We start from the raw sequence: 26,246 nt of genomic DNA, 5'->3' as shown, positions 1-26,246 counted from the left end.
CCGCCCGGCTGCCCAAGCTATGGCGGCGATCAGCACCGCGTTGACGACCAGGTTGGCCGAATACATGCCCGTGAAATCCCGTTCGTGCTGCAGCCGCGTCGTCCACAACGCGGCCAGCAGGGCCGCCGGCAATGCCAGCGCGCTCCAGGCCAGCGCGGCGGCCGCGATCGGTTGCATCGCGACCGGCAGCCCGGGGGCGAGCAGCGCCAGGGCCGGCTCGCGCGCGATGAACAGCAGCAACGCCAGCACGCCGCCGCCGCCCAGCAAGCACCACGCGACCCGGCGCTGGCTGGCCGCGACCTGCGCCGGGGCTTTGCCCGCCCACGCCGGCACCAGCACATAGGCCAGAGCGCCGCTGGCCAGGACGCCGGCCAGCCAGTCCGGCAAAGTGAGCATCAGCACCACGACGTCGGCGAATGCCGACGTGCCGAAAGCCGCCGCCTGCGCCGACTCGCGCAAGAGCCCGAGCAGCCGGCTGGCAAGCAGCAGGGCCAGGGACAAGGCGCCAGCTTTCAAAAACATGGCGTGGATTATCGAGGGCCCCTGGGACCGCCCCGCCACAAAAAACTAAAATGGGCGGTTTGGCCCGCCAAAACCCTTTCCCTTCCCTTTCATGTCCGACAACAACACCCCTGCCCCGGCTGCGCCCGCAGTCGACGAAAACCAGCTGATCGCCGAGCGCCGCGAGAAGCTCAAGGCCCTGCGCGAGGCGCAGAAGCAAGGCAAGGGCGTGGCTTTTCCAAACGACTTCAAGCCCGGCCACCACGCGGCCGACCTGCAACAGCACCATGGCGACAAGACGCCGGAGCTGCTGGCCGAACAGGGCACGACGGCCAGCGTCGCCGGTCGGATGATGCTCAAGCGGGTGATGGGCAAGGCCAGCTTCGCGACCATTCAGGATTCCACCGGCCGGTTCCAGCTGTACGTGACGCGCGACGACGTGGGCGAAGAGGTCTACGCCGCCTTCAAGCACTGGGACCTGGGCGACATCGTCGGCGCCGAGGGCAAGCTGTTCAAGACCCGCACCGGCGAGCTGTCGCTGCACGTCACTTCCCTGCGCCTGCTGACCAAAAGCCTGCGGCCCATGCCGGACAAGTTCCACGGCGTGGCCGACCAGGAAGTGAAGTACCGCCAGCGCTACGTCGACCTGATGATGGACCCGGCGGCGCGCGACCGCTTCGTCGCCCGCAGCAAGGCCGTCAGCGGCATCCGGGAGTTCATGGTGTCGCACGACTTCCTGGAAGTCGAAACGCCGATGCTCCACCCGATCCCGGGGGGCGCCAACGCCAAGCCGTTCGTCACGCACCACAACGCGCTGGACCAGCAGATGTTCCTGCGGATCGCGCCGGAGCTGTACTTGAAGCGCCTGATCGTCGGCGGTTTCGAGCGCGTGTTCGAAATCAACCGCAGCTACCGCAACGAAGGCATCTCGGTGCGCCACAACCCCGAATTCACCATGATGGAGTTCTACGCGGCGTACTGGAACTACCGCGACCTGATGGACTTCACCGAGTCGCTGATCCGCGATGTGGCGCAACGCTCCGTCGGCACGTTGCAATTGACCTACGCAGGACGCGAAGTCGACCTCACGCAGCCATTCGAGCGCCTGACCATCCGCGAAGCCATCGTGAAGCACACCGAGGCCGGCGCCAATGTCGATGACCGCACATGGTTGACCAGCGCGCTGCGCAAGCTGGGCATGACCGAGGAGAAGGACCGCCTGGCCGCCCGCTCGCTCGCCAGCCTGCAGGTGATGTATTTCGAGGAGACCGTGGAAGAAAAGCTCTGGCAGCCGACTTTCATCATGGAACACCCGACCGAAATCTCGCCGCTGGCACGCGCCAACGACGAGCGGCCGGAGGTGACGGAACGCTTCGAGCTGTACATCACCGGCCGTGAATTCGGCAACGGCTTCTCGGAACTCAACGACGCCGAAGACCAGGCCGCGCGCTTCAACGCGCAGGTCAATGCCAAGGACGCCGGCGACGACGAGGCGATGTTTTACGACCATGACTTCGTGCGTGCACTCGAATACGGCATGCCTCCCACCGGCGGCTGCGGTGTCGGCATCGACCGGCTGATGATGCTGCTGACGGACAGCCCGAGCATCCGCGACGTGATCCTGTTCCCGGCCCTGCGCCGGGAAACCTGACCGCCGATGCCCGGCCCGCAGTACACCCTCGGCATCGACTTCGGAACCTCCAATTCGGCGATCGCGACCGTGGGAGCCGACGGTCTGGCCCGGCTCGTCCCGCTGGAAGGGAAGGAAACGTCGCTGCCCAGCGCCGTGTTCTTCAACGGCGAGGACCGCAGCATCCATTTCGGCCGGGATGCCGTGGCGCTGTATCTCGCTGGTGTCGAAGGCCGGCTGATGCGCTCGCTCAAGAGCCTCTTGGGCAGCAGCCTGCTCAAGGAAAAGACGCACACGCCCAACGGCCTGGTGAGCTTCCAGGACATCATTTCCCGCTTCTTGCAGGAGCTGGGCGAGCGCGCCCGCGCCCACGTGCAAGGCGAGCCGCGCCACGTGGTGATCGGGCGGCCGGTGCACTTCGTCGACGACGACCCCGCCCGCGACAAGCAGGCCCAGGCCGCGTTGCTCAAGGCCGCAAAAGCCGCGGGATTCGATCATGTCTCGTTCGAGCTGGAACCGATCGCCGCTGCCTTCGACTACGAGCGCCGTGTCGGCAAGGAGTCCCTGACGCTGATCGCAGACATTGGCGGCGGCACGTCGGACTTCACCGTCGTGCGCCTGGGCCCTGATCGCGCCGGCCGGCCAGACCGCACGGACGACATCCTGGCCACCACCGGCGTCCATGTCGCGGGCACGGACTACGACCGCAAGCTGAGCCTGGAACAGGTTATGCCGCTGCTTGGGCGGCGCCACATCGGTCCTCAGGGCCGTGAGGTGCCGGCGCCGATTTTCTTCGACCTGGCCACCTGGCACATGATCAACTGGCTGTACACGCCCAAGGCATGGCAGCAGGCCCAGGATCTGCGCACCAACTACACAGATTCGCGGCTGCACGATCGCCTGCTGAGAGTACTGCAGGAGCACCTCGGACATCACCTCGCCGGTGACGTGGAGGGCGCCAAGATCCGGAGTTCGAGCAGCGAGTTCGCAACGCCCCTGGACTTGGGCTACATCGAACCGGGCCTGCGCACGGAATTCGACGCGCAGTCGGTGGAGAAATATCTTGAGGGCCTGCTTGGCCAGGTCATGGACTGCGCCCACGAATGCACGCGGCGCGCCGGGCTGGCGGGCGGCCAGCTCGACGCGATCTATCTCACCGGAGGATCGTCGGCGCTCAAGCCTTTCCAGGCGGCGCTGCGCAGAAGGTTTCCGGGTGTTCCCCTGGTCGAGGGCGACTTGTTCGGCGGCGTTGCCTCCGGTCTCGCATATGCCGGAGCGCGGACCTTCGCAAGCGGCCACCGCGGAACCGGCTCCGCCGGGCCGCTGGTGGCGCCCCCTTGAGGGGGAGAGGGCAACGCCCGAGGGGGCATCGCCGCAGGCGCTTCGGGGGTGGGTCTTGTCTAGGGTATGAGGTCGAGCGCGCGCATGTAGTCGGGATGCGCCATGAGCGAGTCCCAGTCCAGCGCCGGGCCCACCGGCAGCAAGGCGAGGCGCCGCTGCTCGCTGGCCTCGCTGGCACGCCACTGACCCTTGGCCAGCGCCTCGTCCAGCCCGGCCAGCAGTTCGTCCACGGCCCGTCCGTCGCCCAGCGACTGGTTGCACAACGGCACGAGGTCGCAGCCGGCGTTCAACGCGGCCACGGCGGCTTCGGTGAAGCTCACTTCTCGCCCGTCGATCAGGCGCGCCCCGGCCATGCTCAGGTCGTCGCTGATGACGGCGCCGCCAAAGCCCAGCTGGCCGCGCAAGATGTCGTTCAGCCAGCGGCTGGAAAACCCGGCCGGCCGTGAATCGACCTTCGGATAAATGACGTGTGCTGGCATGACGCTCGACAGCGTCGTGCTGAGCCACTCGTACGGCGCGGCGTCCTCCGCCAGGATCGCTTTCAAGCTGCGCTTGTCGACCGGGATGTCGACATGCGAGTCCGCCGTGACGAACCCGTGACCCGGGAAATGCTTGCCGCAATTCGCCATGCCCGCGCGCAGCAGGCCGTGCATCAGGCTCTTGGCCAACACCGACACCAGGCGCGGGTCGCGATGGAAGGCCCGTTTGCCGATGACGCTGCTTTCGCCATAGTCCAGGTCCAGCACCGGGGTGAAACTGAAGTCAACGGCGCAGGCGCGCAGCTCGGCGCCGAGCACGTAGCCGGCGGCCGTTGCGGCATTGGTCGCCGCCATGGCGCCTGTGCCCGTCCCGCCCTTGTCTTTCATCCACATCTCGCCGAACGCGCGCATGGGCGGCAGGTGCGTGAAGCCATCGGTGCGAAAGCGCTGCACCGGGCCGCCTTCATGGTCCACGCAGATGAGGATGTCGGGACGGATGGACTTGACCTCCGCGCACAGCAGCTCGAGCTGCTCGCGGTCGTGCCAGTTGCGCTGGAACAGGATCAGTCCGCCGGTCAGCGGGTGTTCGAGCCGCACACGGTCGGCTTCGGTCAATGCGGTTCCCGCGATGTCCAGGATCAGGGGAGCATGGTGGCTCATGGGGGTGTTTCTCTTTTCTCGACCACGACGAAGCTCGCCGCGTAGTCGGTTTCGTCGGTGACGGTCACGTGGGCAATCCAGCCCTGCGCTTCGAACCACTCTTTCAAGCCACCGTGGAGCACGATCACGGGTTTACCGCTGGGGAGATTCGCGATCTCGCACAGCCGCCAGGTCATCGGCATGCGCAGGCCCAGGCCCACGGCCTTGCTGAACGCCTCTTTGGCGGAGAAGCGCGTCGCCAGGTAGCGCACGCCGCGCTCGGGCCAGCGGGCGCTGCGGGACTTCCACACTGCAAGCTCGCCGTCGCTCAAGACTCTCTGGGCAAAGCGCTCGCCGTGCCGCTCGAACGACGCGCGGATTCGCCGCACATCGCAGATATCGGTGCCGATGCCCTGGATCAAGCCACGGCCCCGCTGTCGAAGGCCCTATCGATGCTGGCGAGGTAGCCCTTGATGGTGGCCGCGTAGCCCAGCTCCAGCGCGTCCGAGACGAGCGCATGGCCGATCGACACTTCGCGCACGCCGGGCACTTCGCGCAGGAAATCGGCAAGGTTCTCGCGGGAAAGATCATGGCCCGCGTTCACTTCGAGCCCCGCGGCCATGGCTGCGCGCGCCGCATCGGCGAATTGCCGCAGCACCTCTGCCTGGAGCGGCGTGCCCCAGGCACTGGCGTAACTCTCGGTGTATAGCTCCACGCGGTCGGCGCCCACGGCCTTGGCGTGCGCCATGGCATCGGGGAGCGGATCCATGAACAGGCTGACGCGAACGCCCAGCGCCTTCGCCTCCGCGATCACGGGCTTCAGCCTTTCGCTGTCGGCCGGCAGGATCCAGCCGCGGTCGCTCGTGAACTGGCCTTCGCTATCGGGAACCAGGGTGCACTGGTGCGGCCGCAGCTCGCGCACGAACTCCATCAGGTTGTGGAAGGGGTTGCCCTCGATGTTGTATTCGACACCCGGCCAGGACTTGAGCAGCTCGTGCAGCGCATGCACATCGTCGGGCCGGATGTGGCGGGCGTCTGGGCGTGGGTGCACTGTGATTCCCTGGGCTCCCGCCTGCAGGCACAACGTTGCGGCGCGCGTGACGCTGGGAATGCCCAGGTGGCGCGTGTTTCTCACCAAAGCCACCTTGTTGAGGTTGACTGACAGCGCGGTCTTGGAAGAAGTCATAAGGCTTGCAGGTCGATCATCAGCTGGCGGGTTCGCAGCGTCGAAACCCCGCAATGGTAGTGCAGCAGCGTGCGCAATTGGGGCTTGAGTTCGGCCATGGTGTGCGCCGCCTGCTGCAGCGTCGCGTTGAACGGGGCGCTGTCGTCGAGCGCGCGCTGCAGGGCCAGCCACTGCGCGCCGCTCAGGCTGGTACGCGCGCCCTCATCACGCGAGGCCACCAAACCTGCTTCGGGCAGCAGGCTGTAGCGGGCATCCGGCTCCAAGGGGCCCAACGACAAAGTCTGCATGTCCAGCGACGGCAGCAGGCCGATCTCTCGCAGCAAGAGGAGCTCGAACGCGCGCAGCGCAGGCTCCAATGCCTCGCCATGCTCCGAAGCCAGCACGCTCACCGCCGCCGCATAGGTGTCGAACAACTGTGGATGCGGGTCGTCGCGTGCCAGAAGGCGCAGGAGGAGCTCGTTGAGGTAGTAACCCGACAGCAGCGCGTCGCCGGTCGGCATGACCTGGCCGCCGCCCCACTCGGCGCCCTTGAGCGTGCGGATTTCGGTGTCGCCGCCGAAAGCCACGTGCAGCGGCTGCAGCGGCAGCAGCACGGGACGAAAGTTGGAGCTTGGCCGCTTCGCGCCCTTGGCTACCAGCGCCACGCGGCCGTGGTGGCGCGTGAACACTTCCAGGATCAGGCTCGACTCGCTCCAGTCGTAACGGTGCAGGACGAAGGCCGGCTCGTCGGAAATGCGCTTGGCCACGGCAGTCTCAAGTCCCCGACGGACCGCCCCTAGGGGAATTGGGCCCCCTCGGGGGGCAGAGCAGCCGCGCAGCGGCAAACGTGGGGGCCAACATCCCTTTATTCGTAGCCGAAGGACTTCACCCGGGCTTCGTCGTCGGCCCAGCCCGAACGGACCTTGACCCAGACTTCCAGGAACACCTTGCAGTCCATGAGCTTCTCGAGTTCCTGGCGGGCTTCGGTGCCGATCCGTTTCAAGCGCTCACCCTTCTCGCCGATCACCATCGCCTTGTGGCCGTCGCGCTCGACCACGATGGTGGCGGCAATCTTGACCATCCGCTTGTGCTTGGGGCTGGGTTCTTCCTCGAACTTGTCAATGATGACGGTAGACGTGTAGGGCAATTCATCGCCGGTGAAACGGAACAGCTTCTCGCGCACCGTTTCCGAAGCCAGGAACTTCTCGCTTCGATCCGTGAGCTCGTCTTCGCCGTACCACCAGGGTTGCTCGGGCAAGTACTTCTCGCAGATGGCGAAGAGACGTTCCACGTCTTTAGCGTTCTTGGCCGACATGGGCACGAACTCGGCGAATGCGTGGCGCTTTTGCATTTCCTGCAGCCAGGGCGCGATGTCGCCGCGGCGATTCACTTCGTCGAGCTTGTTGGCGACCAGCAGCACGGGGATGCCCGGCTTGAGCAGCGACAGCACTTTGGCGTCGGCCAGGGTGAACTTCCCGGCCTCGACCACAAACAGGACCAAGTCGACGTCGCCGATGGCGCCCATCACTGTCTTGTTCAGCGACTTGTTGAGCGCGGTGGCATGGCGCGTCTGGAAGCCCGGCGTATCGACGAAGACGAACTGTGCCGCCCCCACCGTCCGGATGCCGGTGATGCGGTGCCGGGTGGTCTGCGCCTTGCGCGAGGTGATGCTGATCTTCTGGCCGACCAGCGCGTTCAGCAGCGTGGACTTGCCCACGTTGGGCTTGCCGACGATGGCGATCACGCCGCAGCGCTGGACGCCGGCGATGCCGTCGTCTTTCTTTTCTTCGGGTTCCATCATTTCCCCTTCGCCTTCAGCGCCAGCAGCATCGCGGCCGCGGCGGCCTGCTCGCCGGCGCGGCGGGATGCGCCGATGCCCCGCTCGACAGTGCCCAGTTCGGGGATTTCACACTCGACATCGAACGTCTGCTTGTGTGCGGCGCCCAGCGTCGCGGCCACTCGGTAAACGGGAAGCTTCATCCTACGGCCCTGGAGCCACTCCTGCAGTTCGGTTTTGGGGTCCTTGGCCGTCGCGGCCATGGTGGGTTTGATCTCGACGTCCTCGAACAGACGGCGCACCAGCGCCTCGGCGGCGCCATAGCCGGCATCCAGGTGCACGGCGCCGATGACGGCTTCCAGCGCATCGGCCAGGATGGAAGGTCGCCGGCTGCCGCCGGAGCGCATTTCGCCCTCTCCCAGGCGCAGCAGGTCAGGCAGGCCCAGCGTGACGGCCAACTGGTGCAGGGTTTCCTGCTTGACCAGGTTGGCCCGCACGCGCGACAGGTCGCCTTCGGGGAGATCTTTCAACCGGTCGTACAGCAGTGCCGCAACTGCGAGGTTCAGCACGGAGTCGCCCAGGAATTCCAGGCGCTCGTTGTGGTCAGCCGAAAAACTGCGGTGCGTCAGCGCCCGCGCCAGCAACTGCCGGTCGGAGAACTGGTGCTGCAAGCGGGCCTGCAGTGCAATGAGTTGGCCATCCACGCTTGCCTTTTTACTTGGACTGGCCGGCGTATTTGAGGAGCAGCCAAGCCGGGCCAAACATGTGAATTTCCCGCGTGTACGCGAACTTCACGATGACTTTGTCGCCGTTCTTGCTCACGTCCAAGTCTTTGGCGCTGATGGACTTGATGTCGTCAATGTCCGCCGCTTTCTGGAAGATTTGCCTGACCTCAGCCACCGTGCCGCCTTCGGACGCCTTCTGCGTGGCTTTCAGGATGGCCTGGTACTCGACGACCGTCGGAAAAGCCTGCGCCCCAAGGACGCCGAGGCAGGCGAGCACGCCCACCACGAACAGCAGGCCGATGAACGAGAGGCCGGACTGGCTTGATTTGAGTCGACGCTTCATGTGTTAACCCTTCTCCTGCAAAGACACTATTCGAATGCGCCGATGCGCTTGAAACTGCCGAAATTCATCCAGACGAAGAACGCCCTGCCGACGATGTTGCGGTCCGGGACGAACCCCCAGACGCGCGAATCGGCTGAATTATCGCGGTTGTCGCCCATCATGAAATAGTGCCCCTGCGGCACCTTGCAGACGAAACCCTCGACACTGTAGCGGCAATTCTCCTTGGAGGGAAAGTTCATTGCCGCGGAGACGAATGCCGGCGCGTTGTCGTCGTTGAGTATGCGGTAGCGCTTGGTCCCCACCACTTCCTCGAACTGCTTGAAGTAGCGCATCGCGTCTTCGTCGAAGAAATCCGGGACCGTGGTCTTGGGTACCGGCTGGCCATTCACCGCCAGCTGCTTGTTCATGTACGAGACTTCGTCGCCCGGAACGCCAACCACCCGCTTGATGTAGTCCAGGTTGGGTTGGGGCGGATAGCGAAACACCATCACGTCGCCGCGTTGCGGCGCAGTGCCCTCGGTCAGCTTGGTATTGAGCACCGGCAGCCGCACGCCGTAGGTGAATTTGTTGACCAGGATCAGGTCCCCGACCAGCAACGTCGGGATCATCGATCCCGACGGGATCTTGAACGGCTCGAACAGGAATGAGCGCAGCACGAACACGGCCAGGATCACTGGAAACAGACCCGCCGTCCAGTCCAGCCACCACGGCTGCATCAGCAGGCGCTGCCGCGCCTGGGCGACGTCGCCATCAATATGTGTGATGCCCTGGGCGGCGAGATCGGACCGGCGACGCGCCGCGCTCACTTCCAGCCGCTCGGCCGCAATCCGCCGCGCGGGCAGGAAATACAGCCGCTCGGCCAGCCAGTACAGGCCGGTGACGACGGTGGCCAGGAACAGCAGCAGGGCGAAGTTGCCCTCCACGTAGCCCAGGTACCAGGCACCGGCATAACCGGCGAACGCCGCGAGCACCGCGGCCGTCAGGGTTTGCATCATGATGCCGTCCGACGAGCCGCCTCTAGGACGGCATGCGCCCCCTCGGGGGGCAGCGAACGGAGTGAGCGTGGGGGCCTCATTCTTCGACCTGCAAGATAGCGAGGAACGCTTCCTGCGGGACTTCGACCGAACCGATCTGCTTCATGCGTTTCTTGCCTGCCTTTTGTTTTTCGAGGAGCTTGCGCTTGCGGCTGATGTCGCCGCCGTAGCATTTTGCCAGCACGTTCTTGCGCAGCGCCTTGATGGTTTCGCGGGCGATGATGTTGGCGCCGATGGCCGCCTGGATCGCGACATCGAACATCTGGCGGCTGATGATTTCGCGCATCTTGGCCACCACCGCCCGGCCCCGGTACTGCGACTGGGTGCGGTGGACGATGATGGACAGCGCATCCACCTTCTCGCCGTTGAGCAGGATGTCGACCTTGACCACGTCGGACGCCCGGAACTCCTTGAAGGCGTAGTCCATGGACGCGTAGCCCCGGCTGACCGACTTCAACTTGTCGAAGAAGTCCAGCACGATCTCGCCCAGCGGCATCTCGTAGGTCAGCATGACCTGCTTGCCGTGGTACGCCATGTTCAGCTGGACGCCGCGCTTCTGGTTGGCCAGCGTCATCACCGGCCCCACGTATTCCTGCGGCATGTACAGGTGCACGGTCACGATCGGCTCGCGGATCTCCGTGACCTTGCCCTGGTCGGGGATCTTGGACGGGTTCTCGACCATGATCATCTCACCATCGGCCTTGAGCACCTGGTAGACGACGCTGGGAGCGGTGGTGATCAGGTCCTGGTCGAACTCACGCTCCAGGCGCTCCTGCACGATCTCCATGTGGAGCAGTCCGAGGAAGCCGCAGCGAAATCCGAAACCCAACGCCTGGCTGACTTCGGGTTCGTAGTGCAGCGAGGCGTCGTTGAGCTTGAGCTTTTCCAGCGCGTCGCGCAGCGAATCATATTGGTTCGCTTCGGTCGGGTACAGGCCCGCGAACACCTGAGGCTGGATTTCCTTGAAGCCCGGCAGCGCCTCGGTCGCGGTGGCGGCCGCGCCGCCCGTGCCCGTCTTGATCAGCGTCACGGTGTCGCCGACCTTGGCCGCCTGCAGCTCCTTGATGCCCGCGATGATGAAACCCACTTCACCGGACTCCAGCGCATCGCGCGGCTGGCTGCCCGGCGTGAACACGCCCAGGTTGTCGGCGTTGTAGGTAGCGCCCGTCGCCATCATCTTGATGCGTTCGCCCTTGGCGAGGCGGCCGTCGACGACACGCACCAGCATCACGACGCCGACGTAGGTGTCGAACCAGCTGTCGATGATCATCGCGCGGAGCGGCCCTTGCGGATTGCCGCGCGGCGCCGGGATGCGCGCAACGACAGCTTCGAGGATCTCGTCGATGCCCATCCCGGTCTTGGCCGAACAGGGGATCGCATCGCCGGCGTCGATGCCGATGACGTCCTCGATCTCCGCCTTCGCGTTCTCCGGGTCGGCCTGCGGCAGATCCATCTTGTTGAGAACTGGAACGACTTCCACGCCGAGGTCGAGCGCGGTGTAGCAGTTCGCGACCGTCTGCGCTTCCACGCCCTGGCTCGCATCGACGACGAGCAACGCGCCTTCGCACGCCGACAGCGAACGCGAGACCTCATACGAGAAGTCGACGTGGCCCGGCGTGTCGATCAGATTGAGGTTGTAGACCTGTCCATCGCGCGCCGTGTAGCGCAGCGCAGCGGTCTGCGCCTTGATGGTTATCCCACGCTCCTTTTCGAGATCCATCGAGTCGAGCACCTGCTCTTCCATCTCCCGATCCGACAAGCCGCCGCAGCGCTGGATCAAGCGGTCAGCGAGCGTCGATTTGCCGTGATCGATGTGCGCGATGATCGAAAAGTTTCTGATGTGATTCATCAACGGGAACGCTTAAGTGATTGAATTCAAACGGGGGTGGAAAAGAAAAAAGGGCGCGTCGAAGAGTGACGCGCCCTAAACCAACAATCTATGGCAACTGCGATAGTTGGAGCTTCATTGTAGGCAAAAAGCCCAGGGCGTACAGCCGGGCCGGTGCTTGAAGGGGCTCGTTGCAGTCCAGCAACATAGATCTTATTCACAACTTATCAACAATATTAGGGACCAAGTCGTGGGACAACTTGTGGGCGATCTGTGGATCGGCGGTGGACCAGAGGGAATCATCCCGCATGGTGGGTTAGCCGGTTTTTGATATGCCGCTAATGGCCGATGAGGTGCGCGGATTCTATCCAAAAATGTAATTAGCTCCGATTAAAAGTTAGCGATTGCAAACTTACAGGCAATCACGGCCGCGTCAAAAATATTTTTTGACCCTCGTATTTTTTTGGCCAAGGCCCATGAAAAAGCCCCAAACCCGACTGGGGGCTGGGGCTTTCACGGAGTTGAAAGACTGCGCCGGCTCTAGCGGACAGGCCGGATCAAGAGATAGGTCGCCAATTCACCGCGGCGCAGCAACACGGGGATCGGCTTGGTCTTGTCCACCTTCGCGATCACCGCATCGAAGTCCTTGACGCTTGCGATCTCGGTGTTGCCGATGGCAACGATGATGTCGCCTTCATGGATACCCGCACGAGCTGCCGCATCGGTCACGGCCTCGACCTTCACACCACCCTTGAGCTTCAGATCCTTCTTCTGCTCGGCGCTCATGTCGCTCACCGAGAGGCCGACCGATTGCGCGGCCGGCGAGCCCTTCGGCTTTTCGTCCTTGTCGGCCGCGCGGCGCACCGGTTTCTCCGGCTCGATCTCGGCGACCGTGACCGCGATGTCCTTCGATCCGCCGCGACGGAACACGGTCATCGTGCTGCGCGTGCCGGGCTTGGTGTTACCCACCAGGCGCTGCAGGTCGGTGGCGCGCTCGATGGTCTTGCCGTCGAACTTCGTGACGATGTCACCGGCTTCCACACCCGCCTTGTCGGCCGGCGATCCGCTCTCCACACTTCGCACCAACGCGCCCTGCGGCTTGCCCAGGCCAATGGATTCGGCCACGTCTTTGGTGACCTGGTCGATCTGCACGCCGATACGGCCGCGCGTGACGCGACCCGATGCCCGCAGTTGCTCGGCTACGCGGATCGCCTCGTCGATGGGAATCGCGAACGAGATGCCCATGAAGCCACCCGAACGCGAATAGATCTGGCTGTTGATGCCAACCACCTCGCCGCGCATGTTGATCAGCGGGCCGCCGGAGTTGCCGGGGTTGATCGCCACGTCGGTCTGGATGAAGGGAAGGTAGTCGCCCGTCTCGCGCCCCTTTGCGCTCACGATGCCCGCCGTGACGGAATTCTCCAGCCCGAACGGCGAGCCGATGGCCATCACCCACTCACCGACCTTGAGCCGGTTGACGTCGCCGATCTTCACAGCCGGCAGGCCGGTAGCCTCGATCTTGATGACGGCAACATCGGTGCGCCTGTCGGGCGCGCCCACCACCCGGGCCTTGAATTCGCGCCGATCGGGCAAGGTGACCAGCACCTCGTCGGCGCCCTCCACCACGTGGGCATTGGTCATCACGAAGCCGTCGGTCGACAGAATGAAGCCAGAGCCCACGCCACGGGGCTGCTCCTCGTCGGGCTGCGGGCGGTTCGGACGCGGGGCCTGCCGCGGCACACCGGGCATCGGCTGGCCGAAGAAGCGGCGGAAGAACTCCTGCATTTCTTCGTCCATGGCGCCCGGAGCCGCGGCGCCGGTGCGCGTGCGCTCCAGCGTGCGGATATTCACCACCGCGGGCCCGACCTGCTCCACCAGCTCGGTAAAGTCGGGCAGGCCGCGAACCGCCTGGGCCTGCGCCGGACCTGCTGGCAGCAACGACGCGGACCCGGCCAGGGCCAACGCCAGGGTCATGCCCAGGGTACGAGACTTCATCCCATCGAACTTGAACATGTCGACCTTTCAAACACTGGTAATGCTGAGAACGAAAAGCGGAAAAATGGTTCGCGCGGGCGAGCCACTACATTCGCACATCCGCGACAAGCTGGGGGCTTATTTGCGCCGCTCAAGGCTGGCTGCAAATGCCTTGAGGGTCTGGGGCGGCACTTCGCCCACAGCCGTGAGCCACCAGTCCTGGATGCGGCGGGTGAGCGTCTGGGTCGCACCGCTGGAAAACATGCCTTCCTGCACATGCCGCTGCCGGTCGTAAGACTCCACGAACAGCGACACTGCGGCCAAGCCATCGGAAAAGACCCACTGCAGCGTGCCTTCGGGCGCGGGCGTCCCGCTGGCCGGACGCTTGTAGCAGCTGATCGGCTTGAACCCGGCGACGGCGGACTTCAGCTGCCAGCCTTCGGCCCCGGCCGTGGTCTTGACGGCGTCTGCCTTCTCGACGCGCCAGCCTTCCGTCGCACTCATCATCTGGTTGAGCTTGTCGATGCGCACGGGCGCGTCCAGCGCCAGCTCGGAAAACGCCGCCTGCTCCAGCACGTTGCCGTCCAGGTCGACCGTCTGCAGCTTGACCACCAGGCCGGTCTTTTTCTCGCTCCAGACCCGGTAGCCGAAACGCAGGCTGTCCTTGGGAGCGAGCTGCACCACATCTGCCTCGAAGCCGGCTACGCGATCGGCCCCCAGGCGGCGCGCCGTATAGAACTCGGCGATGGCGCCATCGGTGGACTTCAGGAAATTGGGAAACAGCCCGAGCGACTCGCGCTTCTCGGCGCGCACCACGCGCGTTTCCGGCAGGAACGTGACGACCTCGTCGTTGCGCCGGAAGGTCGAACGCGGCGCGCCGGTGAGAGACTCCACACGTTCGACCTGCTGCTCGCCATCGCAGGCGTGCCAGATGCGGGCGCTGGACATGCCGCCATTGTTGGAGGTCACGACAAACGTGCCGATGTAGCTGCGCAGGCGCGATGCCTCGTGCATGCGGACCAGCCAATCCCCGACGCTGCGCTCGGGTTGTTTGACCTGGACGCGCGTGATGGACGGCCCGGGCAGCGCCTGCGGGGTCTCCGCGGCAGCCAGGCCCAACGTGCCTGCGGCCCATAAGGCGGCGGCGCAGCGCGCGGCGAGGATGGCTGTCGGCTTGTCGGCGTATCCCATGCGTGGCCTGCCGCGGTCAGCGGATCGGTCCTTCGAAGGTCGCGTTGCGCAGGAAACCGGCAGGCATCTGCAATGCGGACGCGCCGCCGAGCTGGCGGTGCGCGGCCATGAATTCGTCCAGGCGCGCGTCGCGGATCATCACGCCGCGCTGGGTTTCAGCCAGCACGGCTCCGGTTGGAACGGCGGCCATCTGGGCCTGCTCGGGCTTGCCGTTCGGCCCACCCACCACCGTCCACCCGACGGCGGCGACGGCGGCCAGCGACGCGAAACCGGCGACCACCTTCCAGCGAAAGCTGGTGTCGTTGGCGGCCTGCGCACCCCGGAAATTCTTGATGATCTCGGCCGGGCCTGGCGCGGCCGGCGCTACCGACTGCTCCTCTTGCAACCGCAGTTGCAGGCGGCCAAGAAACGCCGAAGGCACCGTGCCGGACACATGCTCGCCGGAGCGCAGCACGTCACCGATCAAATGGTAGGTGTGCCAGGTTTCGCGCGCAGCCTCGTCGCCTGCGGCGGCTTCGACCCCGTGCGCGAACGCCTCACCCTGGAGCTGTCCATCGGCCAGCGCCGAAATCAATTCCGCTGTGTTCATGTTGTCCATCGCTTCACCTCGCCCATTTCGGCCACTTCTCGACCATCTCTCGGCCACCTCTTCCGCCCGCCCTTCGCGCCTACCAGCGCTTGCCCGACTGGTTTTCCAGCAAGGGCTTGATCCTCGCCGAAATAGCCTCGCGCGCCCGGAAAATCCGGGACCGCACGGTGCCGATCGGGCAATTCATCACTTCCGCGATCTCTTCGTAGCTCAGGCCTTCGATCTCGCGCAAGGTCACCGCCTGGCGCAGCTCCTCGGGCAGCGCGTCCATGGCCGAGTTCACCGCAGCGGCGATTTCCTTGGCCGCCAACACGGTTTCGGGCGTTTCCGCGGTGGTTAGTTCGTTCTCCACGGCGGAAGTTTCATCTTCCTCGTCGCCACCGCCGCGCAGTGCCGTTTCCGACACCAGGGGGTCCCGCTTCAGGTCACCCAAAGCTTTTTTGGCTGTATTGACCGCGATCCGGTACAGCCACGTGTAGAACTGGGCTTCGCCGCGGAACTGGGCGAGCGCCCGGTAAGCGCGGATGAAGGTTTCCTGCGCGATGTCCTCGACCAGGTCCACGTCGCGCACCATGCGCCCGATCAGCCTCTCGATGCGGCGCTGGTACTTGAGCACCAGCAGCTCGAAAGCCTTCTGGTCGCCGGCCACCGTGCGTTCGACCAGCATCAGGTCGGTGTCGGCGGCAGTGGGGGCGGAAGCAGGAGGCGGTTTCGTCATGGTGTCGCTGCGGGGCTGTCCGGTCGCAGCGCTTGCGGTCTGGCGCGCGAATATACAGCACGCCGCAGGTCGTCCCAGCGCTCGCCGCGGTCGCTGCGCGCCAGCCACAGCCAGCGCGACACACCCGCCGCAGCCCAGCGCACCAGCAGGCTGTGTTGCAGGTCGAGGGCAACTTCGATTTGCCCGGCCGTCGCGCCGGCATGGCCCGACCAGCTCCAGGCAGTGCCATCCCATTCCAGGACGCCGCGACGCTGGCGCCACCAGCTCCAGGCAGCGGCCGCGCCCGTGGCCGCCAGCGCGGCCAGCATCATGGCCATGCGCCATCGGCCGGGTGAGTGCGTCCACCAAAGCAGCGCAGCGGCGCAACCGAGCAGCCAGACCGCCGCGAGGATGCCCGCCGCCAAGCGCGAGCGCCCCGCCGGGTAAGTCACCGAGGGGGCGCCGTGCATGGAAAGCCGGGGGCGGAAGTTGCCGGGATGCGGCCCCGCGTCACTGCAGCCGCTTGAAAACGAGAGTGCCGTTGGTGCCACCGAAACCGAAGTTGTTCTTCACGGCAAAGTCGATCTTCATGTCGCGCCCGGTGTTGGCGCAATAGTCCAGGTCGCATTCCGGATCCTGGTTGAAGATGTTGATGGTCGGAGGGCTCTTCTGCTCGTGGATGGCCAGCACCGTGAACACCGACTCGATGCCGCCGGCGCCGCCCAACAGGTGGCCGGTCATCGACTTGGTGGAATTGACCACCAGTTGCTTCGCGGCGTCGCCGAAGGCGGCCTTGATGGCGTTCGTCTCGTTCAGGTCGCCCAGCGGCGTGGACGTGCCATGCGCGTTGAGGTACTGAACCTGGTCGGTATTGATGCCGGCATTCTTCAGCGCATTGACCATGGAGCGGCGCGGGCCGTCCACGTCGGGTGCTGTCATGTGGTACGCATCGGCGCTCATGCCGAAACCCACCACCTCGGCGTAGATCTTCGCGCCGCGGGCCTTGGCGTGCTCGTATTCTTCCAGCACCATGACGCCGCCACCCTCGCCCAGCACGAAGCCGTCGCGGTCCTTGTCCCAGGGGCGCGAAGCCGTCTTGGGATCGTCGTTGCGAGTGGAGAGCGCGCGTGCGGATGCGAAGCCGCCAATCCCCAGCGGCGAGACGGCCGCTTCGGCACCGCCGGCGATCATCACGTCGGCATCGCCCGATTCGATCATGCGCGCGGACAGGCCGATCGCGTGCAGGCCCGTCGTGCAGGCCGTGACCACCGCGATGTTCGGACCCTTGAACCCGTATTTGATCGATACGTGGCCGGAGATCATGTTGATGATCGATGCGGGCACGAAGAAGGGCGACACGCGGCGCGGCCCCCGGTTGATGAGCTCGGTGTGGGTCTGCTCGATCATCGGCAGCCCGCCGATGCCGGCCCCGATGTTGCAGCCGATGCGCGTGGCCAGTTCATCGCCCAGCGCGTCCCCGGTGGGCAGGCCGCTGTCGACGACCGCCTGGCAGGCGGCGGCCAGGCCGAGATGGATGAAACGGTCCATGTGCCGGGCTTCCTTCTCGGCGATGTAGTCGCCGATGTTGAAGCCTTTGACCTCGCCCGCGAACTTGCACGCGAAATTGCTCGCGTCGAAGTGCGTGATGAGGTCGATGCCGGGCTTGCCGGCGAGCAGGTTGGACCAGGATTCCGCCACCGTGTTGCCCACGGGGCTGACACACCCCAGGCCGGTGACGACAACTCGGCGTCGGCTCATTTTCTCGTCAGGCCTTCTGGTGCGAGTTGGCGTAATCGATGGCGTTCTGCACCGTCGTGATCTTCTCGGCGTCTTCGTCCGGGATCTCGATGCCGAACTCGTCTTCGAGCGCCATCACCAGTTCCACCGTGTCGAGCGAGTCGGCACCGAGATCGGCCACGAAGGCTTTTTCACTGGTGACCTGGGACTCTTCCACGCCGAGTTGTTCGGCGATGATTTTTTTGACACGTGCTTCGATATCGCTCATGGTTCCCTCAAACGGGTTGTGAATGAATCCGCGATTTTAGCCGCCACGGGGTTGCTTCCCCTGCAGGCCGCCGCCGGGCGGATAAACCGGCTGGTGATCTTGCCTTCAGGACATGTACATGCCACCGTTGACGTGCAGTTCCTGCCCCGTCACGTAGCCGGCCTGCGGCGAGGCCAGGAAAGCCACCGCGTGCGCGATGTCGGCCGGTTTGCCCAGGTGTCCCAGCGGAATCTGCCCCAACAGGGCTTTCTGCTGCTCTTCGGGCAGCGAGGCCGTCATGTCGGTTTCGATGAAACCTGGCGCCACGCAGTTCACGGTGATGCCACGGCTGCCGAGCTCGCGCGCCAGGGCGCGCGTCATTCCCGCGACACCCGCCTTGGCCGCCGCGTAGTTGGCTTGGCCCGGGTTGCCGGACGCGCCCACCACCGAGGTGATGTTGATCATGCGCCCGTAGCGCTGCTTCATCATGGTGCGCATCACGGCGCGGCTCATGCGGAACACGGCCTTGAGGTTGGTGTCGAGCACGGCGTCCCAGTCATCGTCTTTCAATCGCATCGCCAGCATGTCGCGGGTAATGCCAGCGTTGTTGACGAGGACCTGCAGACCGCCATGCTCCTTCACGATGCTGTCGATCAGCGCTTCGGCGGCTGCGGCGTTGTTCACGTCGAGCGTCGCCCCACGGCAGCCCGCGTGGACGGAAAGAGCGGAGGATATCTTGGCTGCGCCGTCGTCAGTGGTTGCGGTGCCGATGACCTTCAAGCCACGCTGCGCAAGTTCGTGCGCGATGGCGGCCCCGATGCCGCGCGAAGCGCCGGTGACCAGGGCCACCTGTCCTTCGATGGTCGTGTTCATGCCAGAGCCCCTTTCGCTTCAGCCAGCGTAGCCGGGTCGTAGACGGCCAGTCCTGCCAGTTCGGGGTCCACCCGCTTGCACAGGCCCGCCAAGACCTTGCCGGGGCCGCACTCCACGAGCGTCGTGATGCCACGGGCCTTGATCGCCTGCACGCATTCGACCCAACGGACCGGGCCGAAGGCCTGCTCGTAGAGCGCAGCGCGAATGCGATCGGGATCGTTTTCGACCTTGACCTCGATGTTGTTGATGACGGGGATTTGGGGCGCGGCGAATACGGTTGCTGCGAGCTTTTCCTTCAGCTTTTCGGCGGCCGGCTTCATCAGGCTCGAATGGAACGGTGCGGACACGGGCAACAGCAGAGCGCGTTTCGCGCCGTTGGCCTTCAAGATTTCACAGGCTTTTTCCACTGCGGCCTTGCTGCCGGCGATAACGGTCTGCGCGGGGTCGTTGAAGTTGACGGCTTCCACCACTTCGGTCGTGTTGGTGCCGAAAGTCCGCACGGCTTCGGCGCAGCCCTCGATCACTTTCTGGGCTTCCATGCCCAGGATGGCGGCCATCGCGCCGCAACCGACGGGCACTGCATCCTGCATTGCCTGTGCGCGGAACCGTACCAGCGGCGCGGCCTGGGCCAGCGTCAGGGCGCCGGACGCCACCAACGCGGAATATTCGCCGAGCGAGTGGCCCGCAACGACGGCCGGGGCTGCCCCGCCCTCGGCGCGCCATGCCCTATAAGCCGCAACGCCCGCCACCAGCATCACCGGCTGGGTGTTGGTGGTCAGTGCAAGGGCTTCTTTAGGGCCATCCTTGATCAGCTTGCCCACGTCCTCGCCGAGGGCGTCGGACGCTTCCTTCAAAGCCTCAACGACGGCCGGATGGTCACCCCAGGCATCCAGCATGCCGACGGACTGCGAGCCTTGTCCCGGAAAGACGACAGCGAACGGTTTCATGTTCGTTTCCAACGCAATGAGATAGACAGAGAGAGGGGTCGGCGCGAAGCGGCAGCGCCTAGAAGTCCAACAGGACCGCGCCCCAGGTGAAGCCGCCGCCCACGCCTTCGAGCATGAGCGTGTCGCCCTTCTTGACCTTGCCGCTGCGCACCACCGAGTCGAGCGCCAGCGGGATCGACGCAGCCGACGTGTTGCCGTGCTGATCCACCGTGACAACCAGCTTGTCCAAAGGCAGCTTCAGCTTCTTGGCCGTGCTCTGCATGATCCGGATGTTGGCCTGATGAGGGATCAGCCAGTCGATGTCGGCCTCCGTCTTGCCTGCCTTGGCCAGCGTGGCGCGCGCGGCATCTTCCAACACGCCCACGGCGAGCTTGAACACCGCCTGGCCATCCATCTTGAGCAGCGGGTCGCCCAGCACCTGCCCGCCCGACACCGTGCCCGGTACGCAAAGAATGCCGACATGCTTGCCGTCGGCATGCAGGTCGCTCGCGAGGATGCCGGGCATCTCCGACGCTTCCAGCACCACCGCGCCGGCGCCGTCGCCGAACAGCACGCAGGTCGTGCGGTCCGTGAAATCGAGAATGCGCGAAAACACCTCGGCACCGATCACGAGCGCCTTGTTGGCAGCGCCCGTCTTGATCAGGGAATCCGCCACCGTCAGCGCATACACGAAGCCGCTGCAAACCGCCTGCACGTCGAAAGCCGCGCAACCTGCGATGCCCAGCTTGTTCTGGAGGATGCACGCCGCCGAAGGGAACACCATGTCGGGCGTGGACGTCGCGACGATGATCAGGTCAATCTCGCTGGCCGCAACGCCTGCGGCCTCAAGCGCCTGACGCGCGGCGTGGGCCCCGAGGTCGCTGGTCGTCACGTCAGGCGCGGCGAAGTGGCGAGCCCGGATGCCGGTGCGCTCGACGATCCACTCGTCGGAAGTCTCTACGCCTTTGGCGGCCAGTTCGGCAGCCAGGTCGGCGTTGGTCAGCCGGCGCGGCGGCAAATAGCTGCCGGTGCCGGTGATGCGGGAATATCTTGTCATCAAGTCAGGATGCCACCGCTTCGGCCGGATGCGCATCGCTTTCTGCGGCCGCCAGCAAAGGACGGGCATGGGCGATGCGCGCCTGGACGCGGTCGAGCAAGTTGTTTCGGGCCGAATCATACGCCCGGTTCAAAGCCTGCTCGAAGGCGAACTCGTCGGCCGATCCATGGCTCTTGAAGACCAGACCGCGCAGGCCCAACAGGGCCGCACCGTTGTACCGACGGTAGTCCACGCGATTTTTAAAGGCAGATAGGATCGGGTAGGCGACTATTGCCGCAAGTTTGGTAAGCAGGTTGCGAGAAAACTCTTCGCGAAGGAAGCCGCCGATCATCTGCGCCAGCCCTTCGCTCGTCTTCAAGGCGACGTTGCCGACGAAGCCGTCGCACACGACGATGTCGGTCGTGCCCTTGAAGATGTCGTTGCCTTCCACGTTGCCGTAGAAGTTGAGATCGCCGGAATTGGCCGCCGATCTCAGCAGTTCACCTGCCTTTTTGATGACTTCGCTGCCTTTGATGACTTCTTCACCGATGTTCAACAGCCCGACCGACGGCGCGTCGACATGTTTCAGGGCGGACACGAGGGCAGAACCCATCACGGCGAATTGCAGCAGGTGCTGTTCGGTGCAATCAACGTTGGCGCCCAAATCGAGCACCGTGGTGGCACCACCCTTGGCGTTGGGCAATGGGTAGGCGATGGCCGGACGGTCGATGCCGTCCACGGTCTTGAGGAGATAGCGCGCGAGCGCCATCAGCGCACCCGTATTGCCCGCGGAAACCGCCGCCTGGGCCTGGCCTTCCTTCACCTGCTGGATGGCCACCCGCATGGAGGAATCCTTCTTCCGGCGCAGCGCGACTTCCACGGCGTCGTCCATCGCGACGACTTCGGTGGCGGCAACAACGCGGGCGCGAGGGTGGCTGAAGCCGCTCAACGCGTCGGCCATGCCAACCAGCACCAGCTGCGCGTCCGGCTGCTTCTCGAGGAAATGCCGGCATGCGGCCAGTGTGACGCGGGGGCCGTGGTCGCCCCCCATGCAGTCGACAGCCAATGTAGTCATGGGACTCAAATGTAGAACGAAACCGGGACCCACAAAAACAAAGGCCCGTACTGCCGGGCAGACGGGCCTTGGGGGCGTGAAGCCTGGATCAGGCGTCGTTCTTGGTTTTCAGCACCTTGCGGCCACGGTAGAAACCGGTGGGGCTGATGTGGTGGCGCAGGTGGGTTTCGCCGGTGGTGGTTTCGACGGCGATGCCCGGCACGACCAGGGCATTGTGGGAACGGTGCATGCCGCGCTTGGACGGCGATTTCTTGTTTTGCTGAACGGCCATGAGGGGCTCCTGGATTCAAAAGGCCCCGGGCAGAGCGTCCAAGGCGGGTTAATGGGTTTGACGGTAAGCTGGGTTTGACAGTAAGCGCTCCCAGGTGCGTTGCCTGCAGGCGCGAAGCCCATGATTATAGCCCAAGCCACTGATTTGGCTAGGATTTGCCCGACTTGAGCTTGCCCAGCACCGCGAAGGGGTTCTCGCGCTGGACGGAAACGCTGTCGAAGTCAGCATCTTCCACAGCCAGCTTGACCGGCACCGGGCAGGTTTCGTGGCGCGGCGCGAGCGGCATTTCCATCAGCATCTCGTCTTCGACCAGTTCGAGCAAATCGAAGCTGCGGCTGAGCGCCAGCACGTCCTCTTCGGACTCCTCATCCTGCGCGGCCGCGATTTGCTCGTCGGAGACGAACCGGAAGGCGCGGTCCACGGACACAGGCACGTCCACCGACGCCAGGCAACGCTGGCAGGTCAGCGGCAATGTGGCGTTCGCCTGGAGGTGCAGCCAAACTTCCGGCTGTACGTGCAGTGGGTTGCGGATTTCTCCGCTGGCCGTCCAGACCACCGGCGACTCGGCCCCGCGACCCTGTGTCTCGGCCAGTAGGCGTCCGTATTCGCGCAAGCGCTGCTCGCCTTGCACGTGCGCGCCTTCCTCGGCGAAGGCCTTGATGTCCAGCCTGCGGGCCGCGAACTCTTTGCTCATTGGGCCAGTGTAAGAGAATCAGGACATGCCCGAGTCCACGCCGCTCCATCCCACCCGCCCCTTGGTGCTGGGATCCACGTCGCGCTACCGCCGCGAATTGCTGCAGAGGCTGCAGCTGCCGTTCGAAGTGGCCGCGCCCGATGTCGATGAAACGCCGCAGAGCGGTGAATCTCCGGCCGAACTGGCTCGGCGGCTTGCGCTGGCCAAGGCACATGCCGTGGCCGCGAAATTTCCGGATGCCGTCGTCATCGGGTCGGACCAGGTCGCCGACCTGGACGGCGAACCGATTGGCAAACCCGGCACCCACGACAAGGCGACTGCCCAGCTGCGGCGGATGCGTGGCCGCATCGTCATTTTCCAGACTGCTCTTGCCGTGGTCTGCCGGGCCACCGGTTTCGAGCAACTGGACCTCGCCCCGGTGCGCGTCAAGTTTCGCGACTTGAGCGACGCGGAGATCGAGTCCTATCTTCAAGCGGAACAGCCGTACGACTGCGCCGGAAGCGCCCGCAGCGAAGGCCTGGGCATCGCGCTGCTCGACGCCATCGACAGCGACGACCCCACGGCCCTGGTCGGCCTGCCGCTGATCCGCACCTGCCGCATGATCCGCGCGGCCGGCGTCAAGGTGATCTGATGGCTGCTCCGCCCTTGGGCAAGCTCTATCTCATTCCGGCGCCGCTGGACTTCGGCTGCGCGGTGCAAGCGCCGCTGGCCGAAGCGTTGCCCGCCGGCACGCTGGCGGTCGCGGCGGGGCTGACCCACTGGATCTGCGAGAACGCAAAATCGGCCCGTGCCTACCTGAAGCGCATCGACGAGTCCCATCCCCTGGCCTTGCCGCTGCGCGAACAGCAGATCACCGAACTGCCGCGTGAAGTGCACAAGAAGGGCGATCACGACTCCGGCTTCAACGCCAAACCACTCCTTGCCGCTGCGCTTGAAGGACACGACGTCGGGCTGCTCAGCGAAGCCGGCATGCCCGCGATCGCAGACCCCGGGTCCTCGGTCGTGCGCGCCGCACATGAATTGGGCCTGCGGGTGATTCCGTTGGTCGGGCCGGTCTCGCTGCTGCTGACGCTCGCAGCCAGCGGTTTGAACGGACAGAATTTCGCCTTCGTCGGCTACCTCCCGCAGGACCCGGCCCAGCGGGCGCAGCGCATTCGCGAGCTCGAAGCGCTCGCACTCAAAGGCGGCCAGTCACAGCTGTTCATCGAAACGCCCTATCGCAACGCGGCGCTCTGGGATTCGCTGGTCAAGACGCTGCAGCCGGGAACACGGCTGGCCGTCGGCAGCGGCCTGACGCTCTCCAATGCGGTCACGCGCAGCCAGCCCGTAAGCTTGTGGAAACAGCAGGTCGCACCGGTCACGAACGACGTGCCGGCTGTTTTCGCGATCGGCCGCTAGGCCCGCCGCCGTCAACGAATGGCGGGCACCGATTTCAGCGCGCGGATGGCGCCCTCGCCCATCGCAGCGCCGAACTTCTTGGCCAGGCGTTCTGCAACGTTGTCGCGGCGGGTGTAGTCGACCAGGTCTTCGGCCTTGACGATTTCGCGCGCCACGAAGTCCAGGTTCCCCAACTGGTCGGCCAAGCCCATTTCCACCGCCTGCTGGCCCGTCCAGAACAGGCCGGTGAACAGCTCGGGCGACTCCTTCAGCCGCTTGCCGCGGCCGGCCTTCACCACGTCGATGAACTGCTTGTGGATCTGGTCCAGCATGCCCTGCGCGAACACGCGGTGCTTTTCGGTTTGCGGGCTGAACGGGTCGAGGAATCCCTTGTTCTCGCCCGCGGTCATCAGACGCCGTTCGACGCCCAGTTTTTCCATGAGGCCGGTAAAGCCGAAGCCGTCCATCAGCACGCCGATGCTGCCCACGATACTGGCCTTGTCGACGAAGATGCGGTCCGTCGCCGCGGCGATGTAATAGGCCGCCGAGGCGCACGACTCTTCCACCACCGCATAGATCGGCTTCTTGTGCTTGGTCCTGAGGCGTTTGATTTCGTCGTTGATGATGCCCGCCTGCACTGGGCTGCCGCCCGGCGAGTTGATCAGCAGCACGACGGCCTGGGCGCCGTTGTCCTCGAACGCGGTGCGCATCGCGGCCACCACGGTTTCGGCGCTGGCATCGCTGCCGGACGCGATCTCGCCCTTGATCTCGATCACAGCCGTATGCGCGGTTGTCTTGTCTGTGCTGGGCGTGCCGCGGTGCGTCAACGCCCACAACACGAACACGAACAGCGCCAGCCACGCCATGCTCCTGAACATCCTCCAGCGCCGCTGCGAACGCTGCTCTTCCAGCGTGGAGAGCATCAGCTTTTCCAGGGCACTGCGTTCCCAGCCCGGCACGGCACCCAGGCGCTCCGCCTCGGCGCGGTAGCCGGTCGAAGGCGTTTCAGGGGTCCCGGCTTCGGGCGGCAGCGATTCGTTCATTTTCTTAAAACTCGACGGGTTGGAGATTGAAGTCAGTATGCCAGTGCACCACACCGTCGCGCTCGGTGAGGGTGATCTTCACCAGGCCGCCGCGGCAGGGGCCGCCGGCGCACGCACCCGTAGCGGGCTCGTAGGCAGCGCCGTGCGTGCTGCACAGGAGCCAGCGGCCGGTGTCGTCGAAGAAGCGGTTGGGCTGCCAGTCCATTTCCATGGCCACGTGCGCGCAGCGGTTGAGGTAAGCATGGACTCCGCCCCCATAGCGAACGGCGAACGCTCGGCAGGTCTGGCCGCCGAACAGCACATCGAAAGGCACCGCCTCGCCGCCGTCGGCAAGGTCAGCGGAGTTGCAAAGCGGAATTTCTGCGGGGGCCACGGACGTCACGCGTTCTGCTGGAGCCAGCCGTGCAAGTCGCGCACCGAGTGCGCCACGTGCAAAGGCGCCAGGACTTCGAACTCGGCCGGTTCGTGCGCGCCGTAGCTCACGCCCACGCTCGCGCAGCCGGCATTCATCGCCATCTGCAAATCATGCGTCGTGTCGCCAATCATCAGCGTGCGTTCGGGATCGGTTCCGAACTCGCGCATCAACTCGTGGAGCATCCGCGGATGAGGTTTGCCTGCGGTCTCATCCGCCGTGCGCGAGCCGTTGAACACGCCCTTGAGCTGTACCGTCTGCAAGATCTCATCCAGGCCTCGGCGCGATTTACCGGTCGCGACGGCGAGCCAGTGGTGGCGGTCCTTGAGGTCGTCGAGCATCGGGAGCACGCCGTCGAACAGGCTGAGATCGTCCCGGTGCGCCCTGTAATGGTGCTGGTAGCGCGCGCCAAGCTCGGGGTACTTTTCTTTCGGAACGTCCGGCGCCGCATGGGCCAGGGCTTGCATCAAGGCCATGCCGATCACGTAGGAAGCCGCCTTCTCGGTGGGCTGGGCACCGCCAACGTCGACCACCGCGCGCTGGATGCACTGCGTGATGATCCGGGTGGAGTCGAACAAGGTGCCGTCCCAGTCGAAAGCGATCAGGTCGAAGCGGCGTTGGCGGGTGGAGGGCATGCGCCGA

General features: G+C 65.1%; 29 protein-coding genes and 1 pseudogene. 4 read left to right on the top strand and 26 right to left on the bottom strand.

Translation table 11 applies throughout. The features are described from left to right. Positions 1-522 (bottom strand): annotated as a pseudogene (locus EEB15_RS18900) (hypothetical protein); the annotation flags it as partial. Between the two features lie 91 nt (positions 523-613). Here EEB15_RS18900 and lysS point away from each other — a divergent pair. Together lysS and EEB15_RS18890 are read left to right on the top strand one after the other, a co-directional pair. Then, positions 614-2,152 carry a lysine--tRNA ligase gene (lysS, locus tag EEB15_RS18895; protein WP_141511421.1) on the top strand — a complete coding sequence of 513 codons (1,539 nt, stop codon included), beginning with the start codon at positions 614-616 and terminating at the stop codon, positions 2,150-2,152. Between the two features lie 6 nt (positions 2,153-2,158). Next, on the top strand, positions 2,159-3,472 hold the full coding sequence (locus EEB15_RS18890; RefSeq protein WP_141511420.1) for an Hsp70 family protein: 1,314 nt from the start codon (positions 2,159-2,161) through the stop codon (positions 3,470-3,472). Positions 3,473-3,531: 59 nt separating this feature from the next. Here the strand turns inward: EEB15_RS18890 and nagZ are convergent, their stop codons facing one another. The 22 genes from nagZ to EEB15_RS18780 all read right to left on the bottom strand — a co-directional run bounded on the left by nagZ (position 3,532) and on the right by EEB15_RS18780 (position 22,772). Next, positions 3,532-4,611, bottom strand: a complete 1,080-nt coding sequence (gene nagZ / locus EEB15_RS18885) for a beta-N-acetylhexosaminidase (protein ID WP_141511419.1) — start codon at positions 4,609-4,611, stop codon at positions 3,532-3,534. Continuing rightward, on the bottom strand, positions 4,608-5,012 hold the full coding sequence (gene acpS / locus EEB15_RS18880; protein ID WP_141511418.1) for a holo-ACP synthase: 405 nt from the start codon (positions 5,010-5,012) through the stop codon (positions 4,608-4,610). Before acpS ends, nagZ begins: the two co-directional genes overlap by 4 nt. Beyond that, positions 5,009-5,776 (bottom strand): pyridoxine 5'-phosphate synthase, encoded by a 768-nt coding sequence (locus EEB15_RS18875; RefSeq protein ID WP_141511417.1) that lies wholly within the window; start codon positions 5,774-5,776, stop codon positions 5,009-5,011. The genes acpS and EEB15_RS18875 overlap by 4 nt, the downstream gene beginning before the upstream one ends. Then, positions 5,773-6,561 (bottom strand): DNA repair protein RecO, encoded by a 789-nt coding sequence (gene recO, locus EEB15_RS18870; RefSeq protein ID WP_370283716.1) that lies wholly within the window; start codon positions 6,559-6,561, stop codon positions 5,773-5,775. The genes EEB15_RS18875 and recO overlap by 4 nt, the downstream gene beginning before the upstream one ends. Positions 6,562-6,620: 59 nt before the next feature. Then, entirely contained in the window at positions 6,621-7,556 is a 936-nt protein-coding gene (era, locus tag EEB15_RS18865; RefSeq protein ID WP_141511415.1) for a GTPase Era, read from the bottom strand. Continuing rightward, positions 7,553-8,236 (bottom strand): ribonuclease III, encoded by a 684-nt coding sequence (gene rnc / locus EEB15_RS18860; RefSeq protein ID WP_141511414.1) that lies wholly within the window; start codon positions 8,234-8,236, stop codon positions 7,553-7,555. The genes era and rnc overlap by 4 nt, the downstream gene beginning before the upstream one ends. Positions 8,237-8,246: 10 nt before the next feature. After that, the gene (locus EEB15_RS18855; RefSeq protein WP_141511413.1) at positions 8,247-8,600 is read right to left on the bottom strand and encodes a DUF4845 domain-containing protein; all 354 of its coding nucleotides are present in this window, start codon (positions 8,598-8,600) and stop codon (positions 8,247-8,249) included. A 26-nt stretch (positions 8,601-8,626) separates the two neighbouring features. Further along, positions 8,627-9,592 (bottom strand): signal peptidase I, encoded by a 966-nt coding sequence (lepB, locus tag EEB15_RS18850; RefSeq protein WP_199236572.1) that lies wholly within the window; start codon positions 9,590-9,592, stop codon positions 8,627-8,629. 79 nt (positions 9,593-9,671) lie between these two features. Then, positions 9,672-11,483, bottom strand: a complete 1,812-nt coding sequence (gene lepA, locus EEB15_RS18845; protein ID WP_141511411.1) for a translation elongation factor 4 — start codon at positions 11,481-11,483, stop codon at positions 9,672-9,674. A gap of 519 nt (positions 11,484-12,002) precedes the next feature. Then, positions 12,003-13,475, bottom strand: a complete 1,473-nt coding sequence (locus tag EEB15_RS18840) for a DegQ family serine endoprotease (RefSeq protein WP_141511410.1) — start codon at positions 13,473-13,475, stop codon at positions 12,003-12,005. Between the two features lie 99 nt (positions 13,476-13,574). Beyond that, positions 13,575-14,627: a MucB/RseB C-terminal domain-containing protein gene (locus tag EEB15_RS18835; RefSeq protein WP_141511409.1), complete on the bottom strand. Its 1,053-nt coding sequence runs from the start codon at positions 14,625-14,627 to the stop codon at positions 13,575-13,577. 16 nt (positions 14,628-14,643) lie between these two features. Beyond that, entirely contained in the window at positions 14,644-15,225 is a 582-nt protein-coding gene (locus EEB15_RS18830) for a sigma-E factor negative regulatory protein (RefSeq protein ID WP_233259542.1), read from the bottom strand. Between the two features lie 70 nt (positions 15,226-15,295). Further along, positions 15,296-15,934, bottom strand: coding sequence for an RNA polymerase sigma factor RpoE (gene rpoE / locus EEB15_RS18825; RefSeq protein WP_141511408.1), 639 nt, complete (start codon positions 15,932-15,934; stop codon positions 15,296-15,298). Next, positions 15,931-16,383, bottom strand: a complete 453-nt coding sequence (locus EEB15_RS18820) for a hypothetical protein (RefSeq protein WP_141511407.1) — start codon at positions 16,381-16,383, stop codon at positions 15,931-15,933. The genes rpoE and EEB15_RS18820 overlap by 4 nt, the downstream gene beginning before the upstream one ends. A 40-nt stretch (positions 16,384-16,423) precedes the next feature. Then, positions 16,424-17,671 (bottom strand): beta-ketoacyl-ACP synthase II, encoded by a 1,248-nt coding sequence (gene fabF / locus EEB15_RS18815; protein ID WP_141511406.1) that lies wholly within the window; start codon positions 17,669-17,671, stop codon positions 16,424-16,426. A 7-nt stretch (positions 17,672-17,678) separates the two neighbouring features. Continuing rightward, positions 17,679-17,918: an acyl carrier protein gene (gene acpP, locus EEB15_RS18810; RefSeq protein WP_141511405.1), complete on the bottom strand. Its 240-nt coding sequence runs from the start codon at positions 17,916-17,918 to the stop codon at positions 17,679-17,681. Positions 17,919-18,023: 105 nt separating this feature from the next. Continuing rightward, the gene (gene fabG / locus EEB15_RS18805; protein WP_141511404.1) at positions 18,024-18,770 is read right to left on the bottom strand and encodes a 3-oxoacyl-ACP reductase FabG; all 747 of its coding nucleotides are present in this window, start codon (positions 18,768-18,770) and stop codon (positions 18,024-18,026) included. Further along, positions 18,767-19,717: an ACP S-malonyltransferase gene (gene fabD, locus EEB15_RS18800; RefSeq protein WP_141511403.1), complete on the bottom strand. Its 951-nt coding sequence runs from the start codon at positions 19,715-19,717 to the stop codon at positions 18,767-18,769. Before fabD ends, fabG begins: the two co-directional genes overlap by 4 nt. A 58-nt stretch (positions 19,718-19,775) precedes the next feature. Then, on the bottom strand, positions 19,776-20,753 hold the full coding sequence (locus EEB15_RS18795; RefSeq protein WP_141511402.1) for a beta-ketoacyl-ACP synthase III: 978 nt from the start codon (positions 20,751-20,753) through the stop codon (positions 19,776-19,778). Between the two features lie 4 nt (positions 20,754-20,757). Continuing rightward, positions 20,758-21,807, bottom strand: coding sequence for a phosphate acyltransferase PlsX (plsX, locus tag EEB15_RS18790; protein WP_141511436.1), 1,050 nt, complete (start codon positions 21,805-21,807; stop codon positions 20,758-20,760). Positions 21,808-21,895: 88 nt separating this feature from the next. Continuing rightward, positions 21,896-22,078, bottom strand: a complete 183-nt coding sequence (rpmF, locus tag EEB15_RS18785) for a 50S ribosomal protein L32 (RefSeq protein ID WP_141511401.1) — start codon at positions 22,076-22,078, stop codon at positions 21,896-21,898. Positions 22,079-22,226: 148 nt separating this feature from the next. Further along, positions 22,227-22,772 carry a DUF177 domain-containing protein gene (locus EEB15_RS18780; RefSeq protein ID WP_141511400.1) on the bottom strand — a complete coding sequence of 182 codons (546 nt, stop codon included), beginning with the start codon at positions 22,770-22,772 and terminating at the stop codon, positions 22,227-22,229. Positions 22,773-22,797: 25 nt separating this feature from the next. On the opposite strand from EEB15_RS18780, the gene EEB15_RS18775 reads away from it, so the two are divergent. Both EEB15_RS18775 and EEB15_RS18770 read left to right on the top strand, forming a co-directional pair. Next, positions 22,798-23,403: a Maf family nucleotide pyrophosphatase gene (locus tag EEB15_RS18775; RefSeq protein ID WP_141511399.1), complete on the top strand. Its 606-nt coding sequence runs from the start codon at positions 22,798-22,800 to the stop codon at positions 23,401-23,403. After that, positions 23,403-24,170 carry an SAM-dependent methyltransferase gene (locus EEB15_RS18770; RefSeq protein WP_141511398.1) on the top strand — a complete coding sequence of 256 codons (768 nt, stop codon included), beginning with the start codon at positions 23,403-23,405 and terminating at the stop codon, positions 24,168-24,170. Before EEB15_RS18775 ends, EEB15_RS18770 begins: the two co-directional genes overlap by 1 nt. Before the next feature lie 11 nt (positions 24,171-24,181). On the opposite strand, the gene EEB15_RS18765 is transcribed toward EEB15_RS18770, so the two are convergent. Genes EEB15_RS18765 through EEB15_RS18755 form a run of 3 tightly spaced genes read right to left on the bottom strand, consistent with a single transcriptional unit; the run spans position 24,182 to position 26,239 of the window. After that, positions 24,182-25,192, bottom strand: coding sequence for a S49 family peptidase (locus EEB15_RS18765; RefSeq protein ID WP_141511397.1), 1,011 nt, complete (start codon positions 25,190-25,192; stop codon positions 24,182-24,184). Between the two features lie 4 nt (positions 25,193-25,196). Further along, a complete protein-coding gene (locus EEB15_RS18760; RefSeq protein ID WP_141511396.1) occupies positions 25,197-25,565 on the bottom strand; it encodes a Rieske 2Fe-2S domain-containing protein in 369 nt (122 codons plus the stop codon). A gap of 5 nt (positions 25,566-25,570) precedes the next feature. After that, positions 25,571-26,239 (bottom strand): HAD family hydrolase, encoded by a 669-nt coding sequence (locus tag EEB15_RS18755; RefSeq protein ID WP_141511395.1) that lies wholly within the window; start codon positions 26,237-26,239, stop codon positions 25,571-25,573. Between the last annotated feature and the right edge of the window lie 7 nt (positions 26,240-26,246).

The sequence above is a fragment of the Ramlibacter sp. WS9 genome, from assembly GCF_003797765.1.
Lineage (GTDB): Bacteria > Pseudomonadota > Gammaproteobacteria > Burkholderiales > Burkholderiaceae_C > Ramlibacter.
Note: the sequence above shows the minus strand (reverse complement) of the source record. Positions and strands in the feature narration are given on the sequence as shown.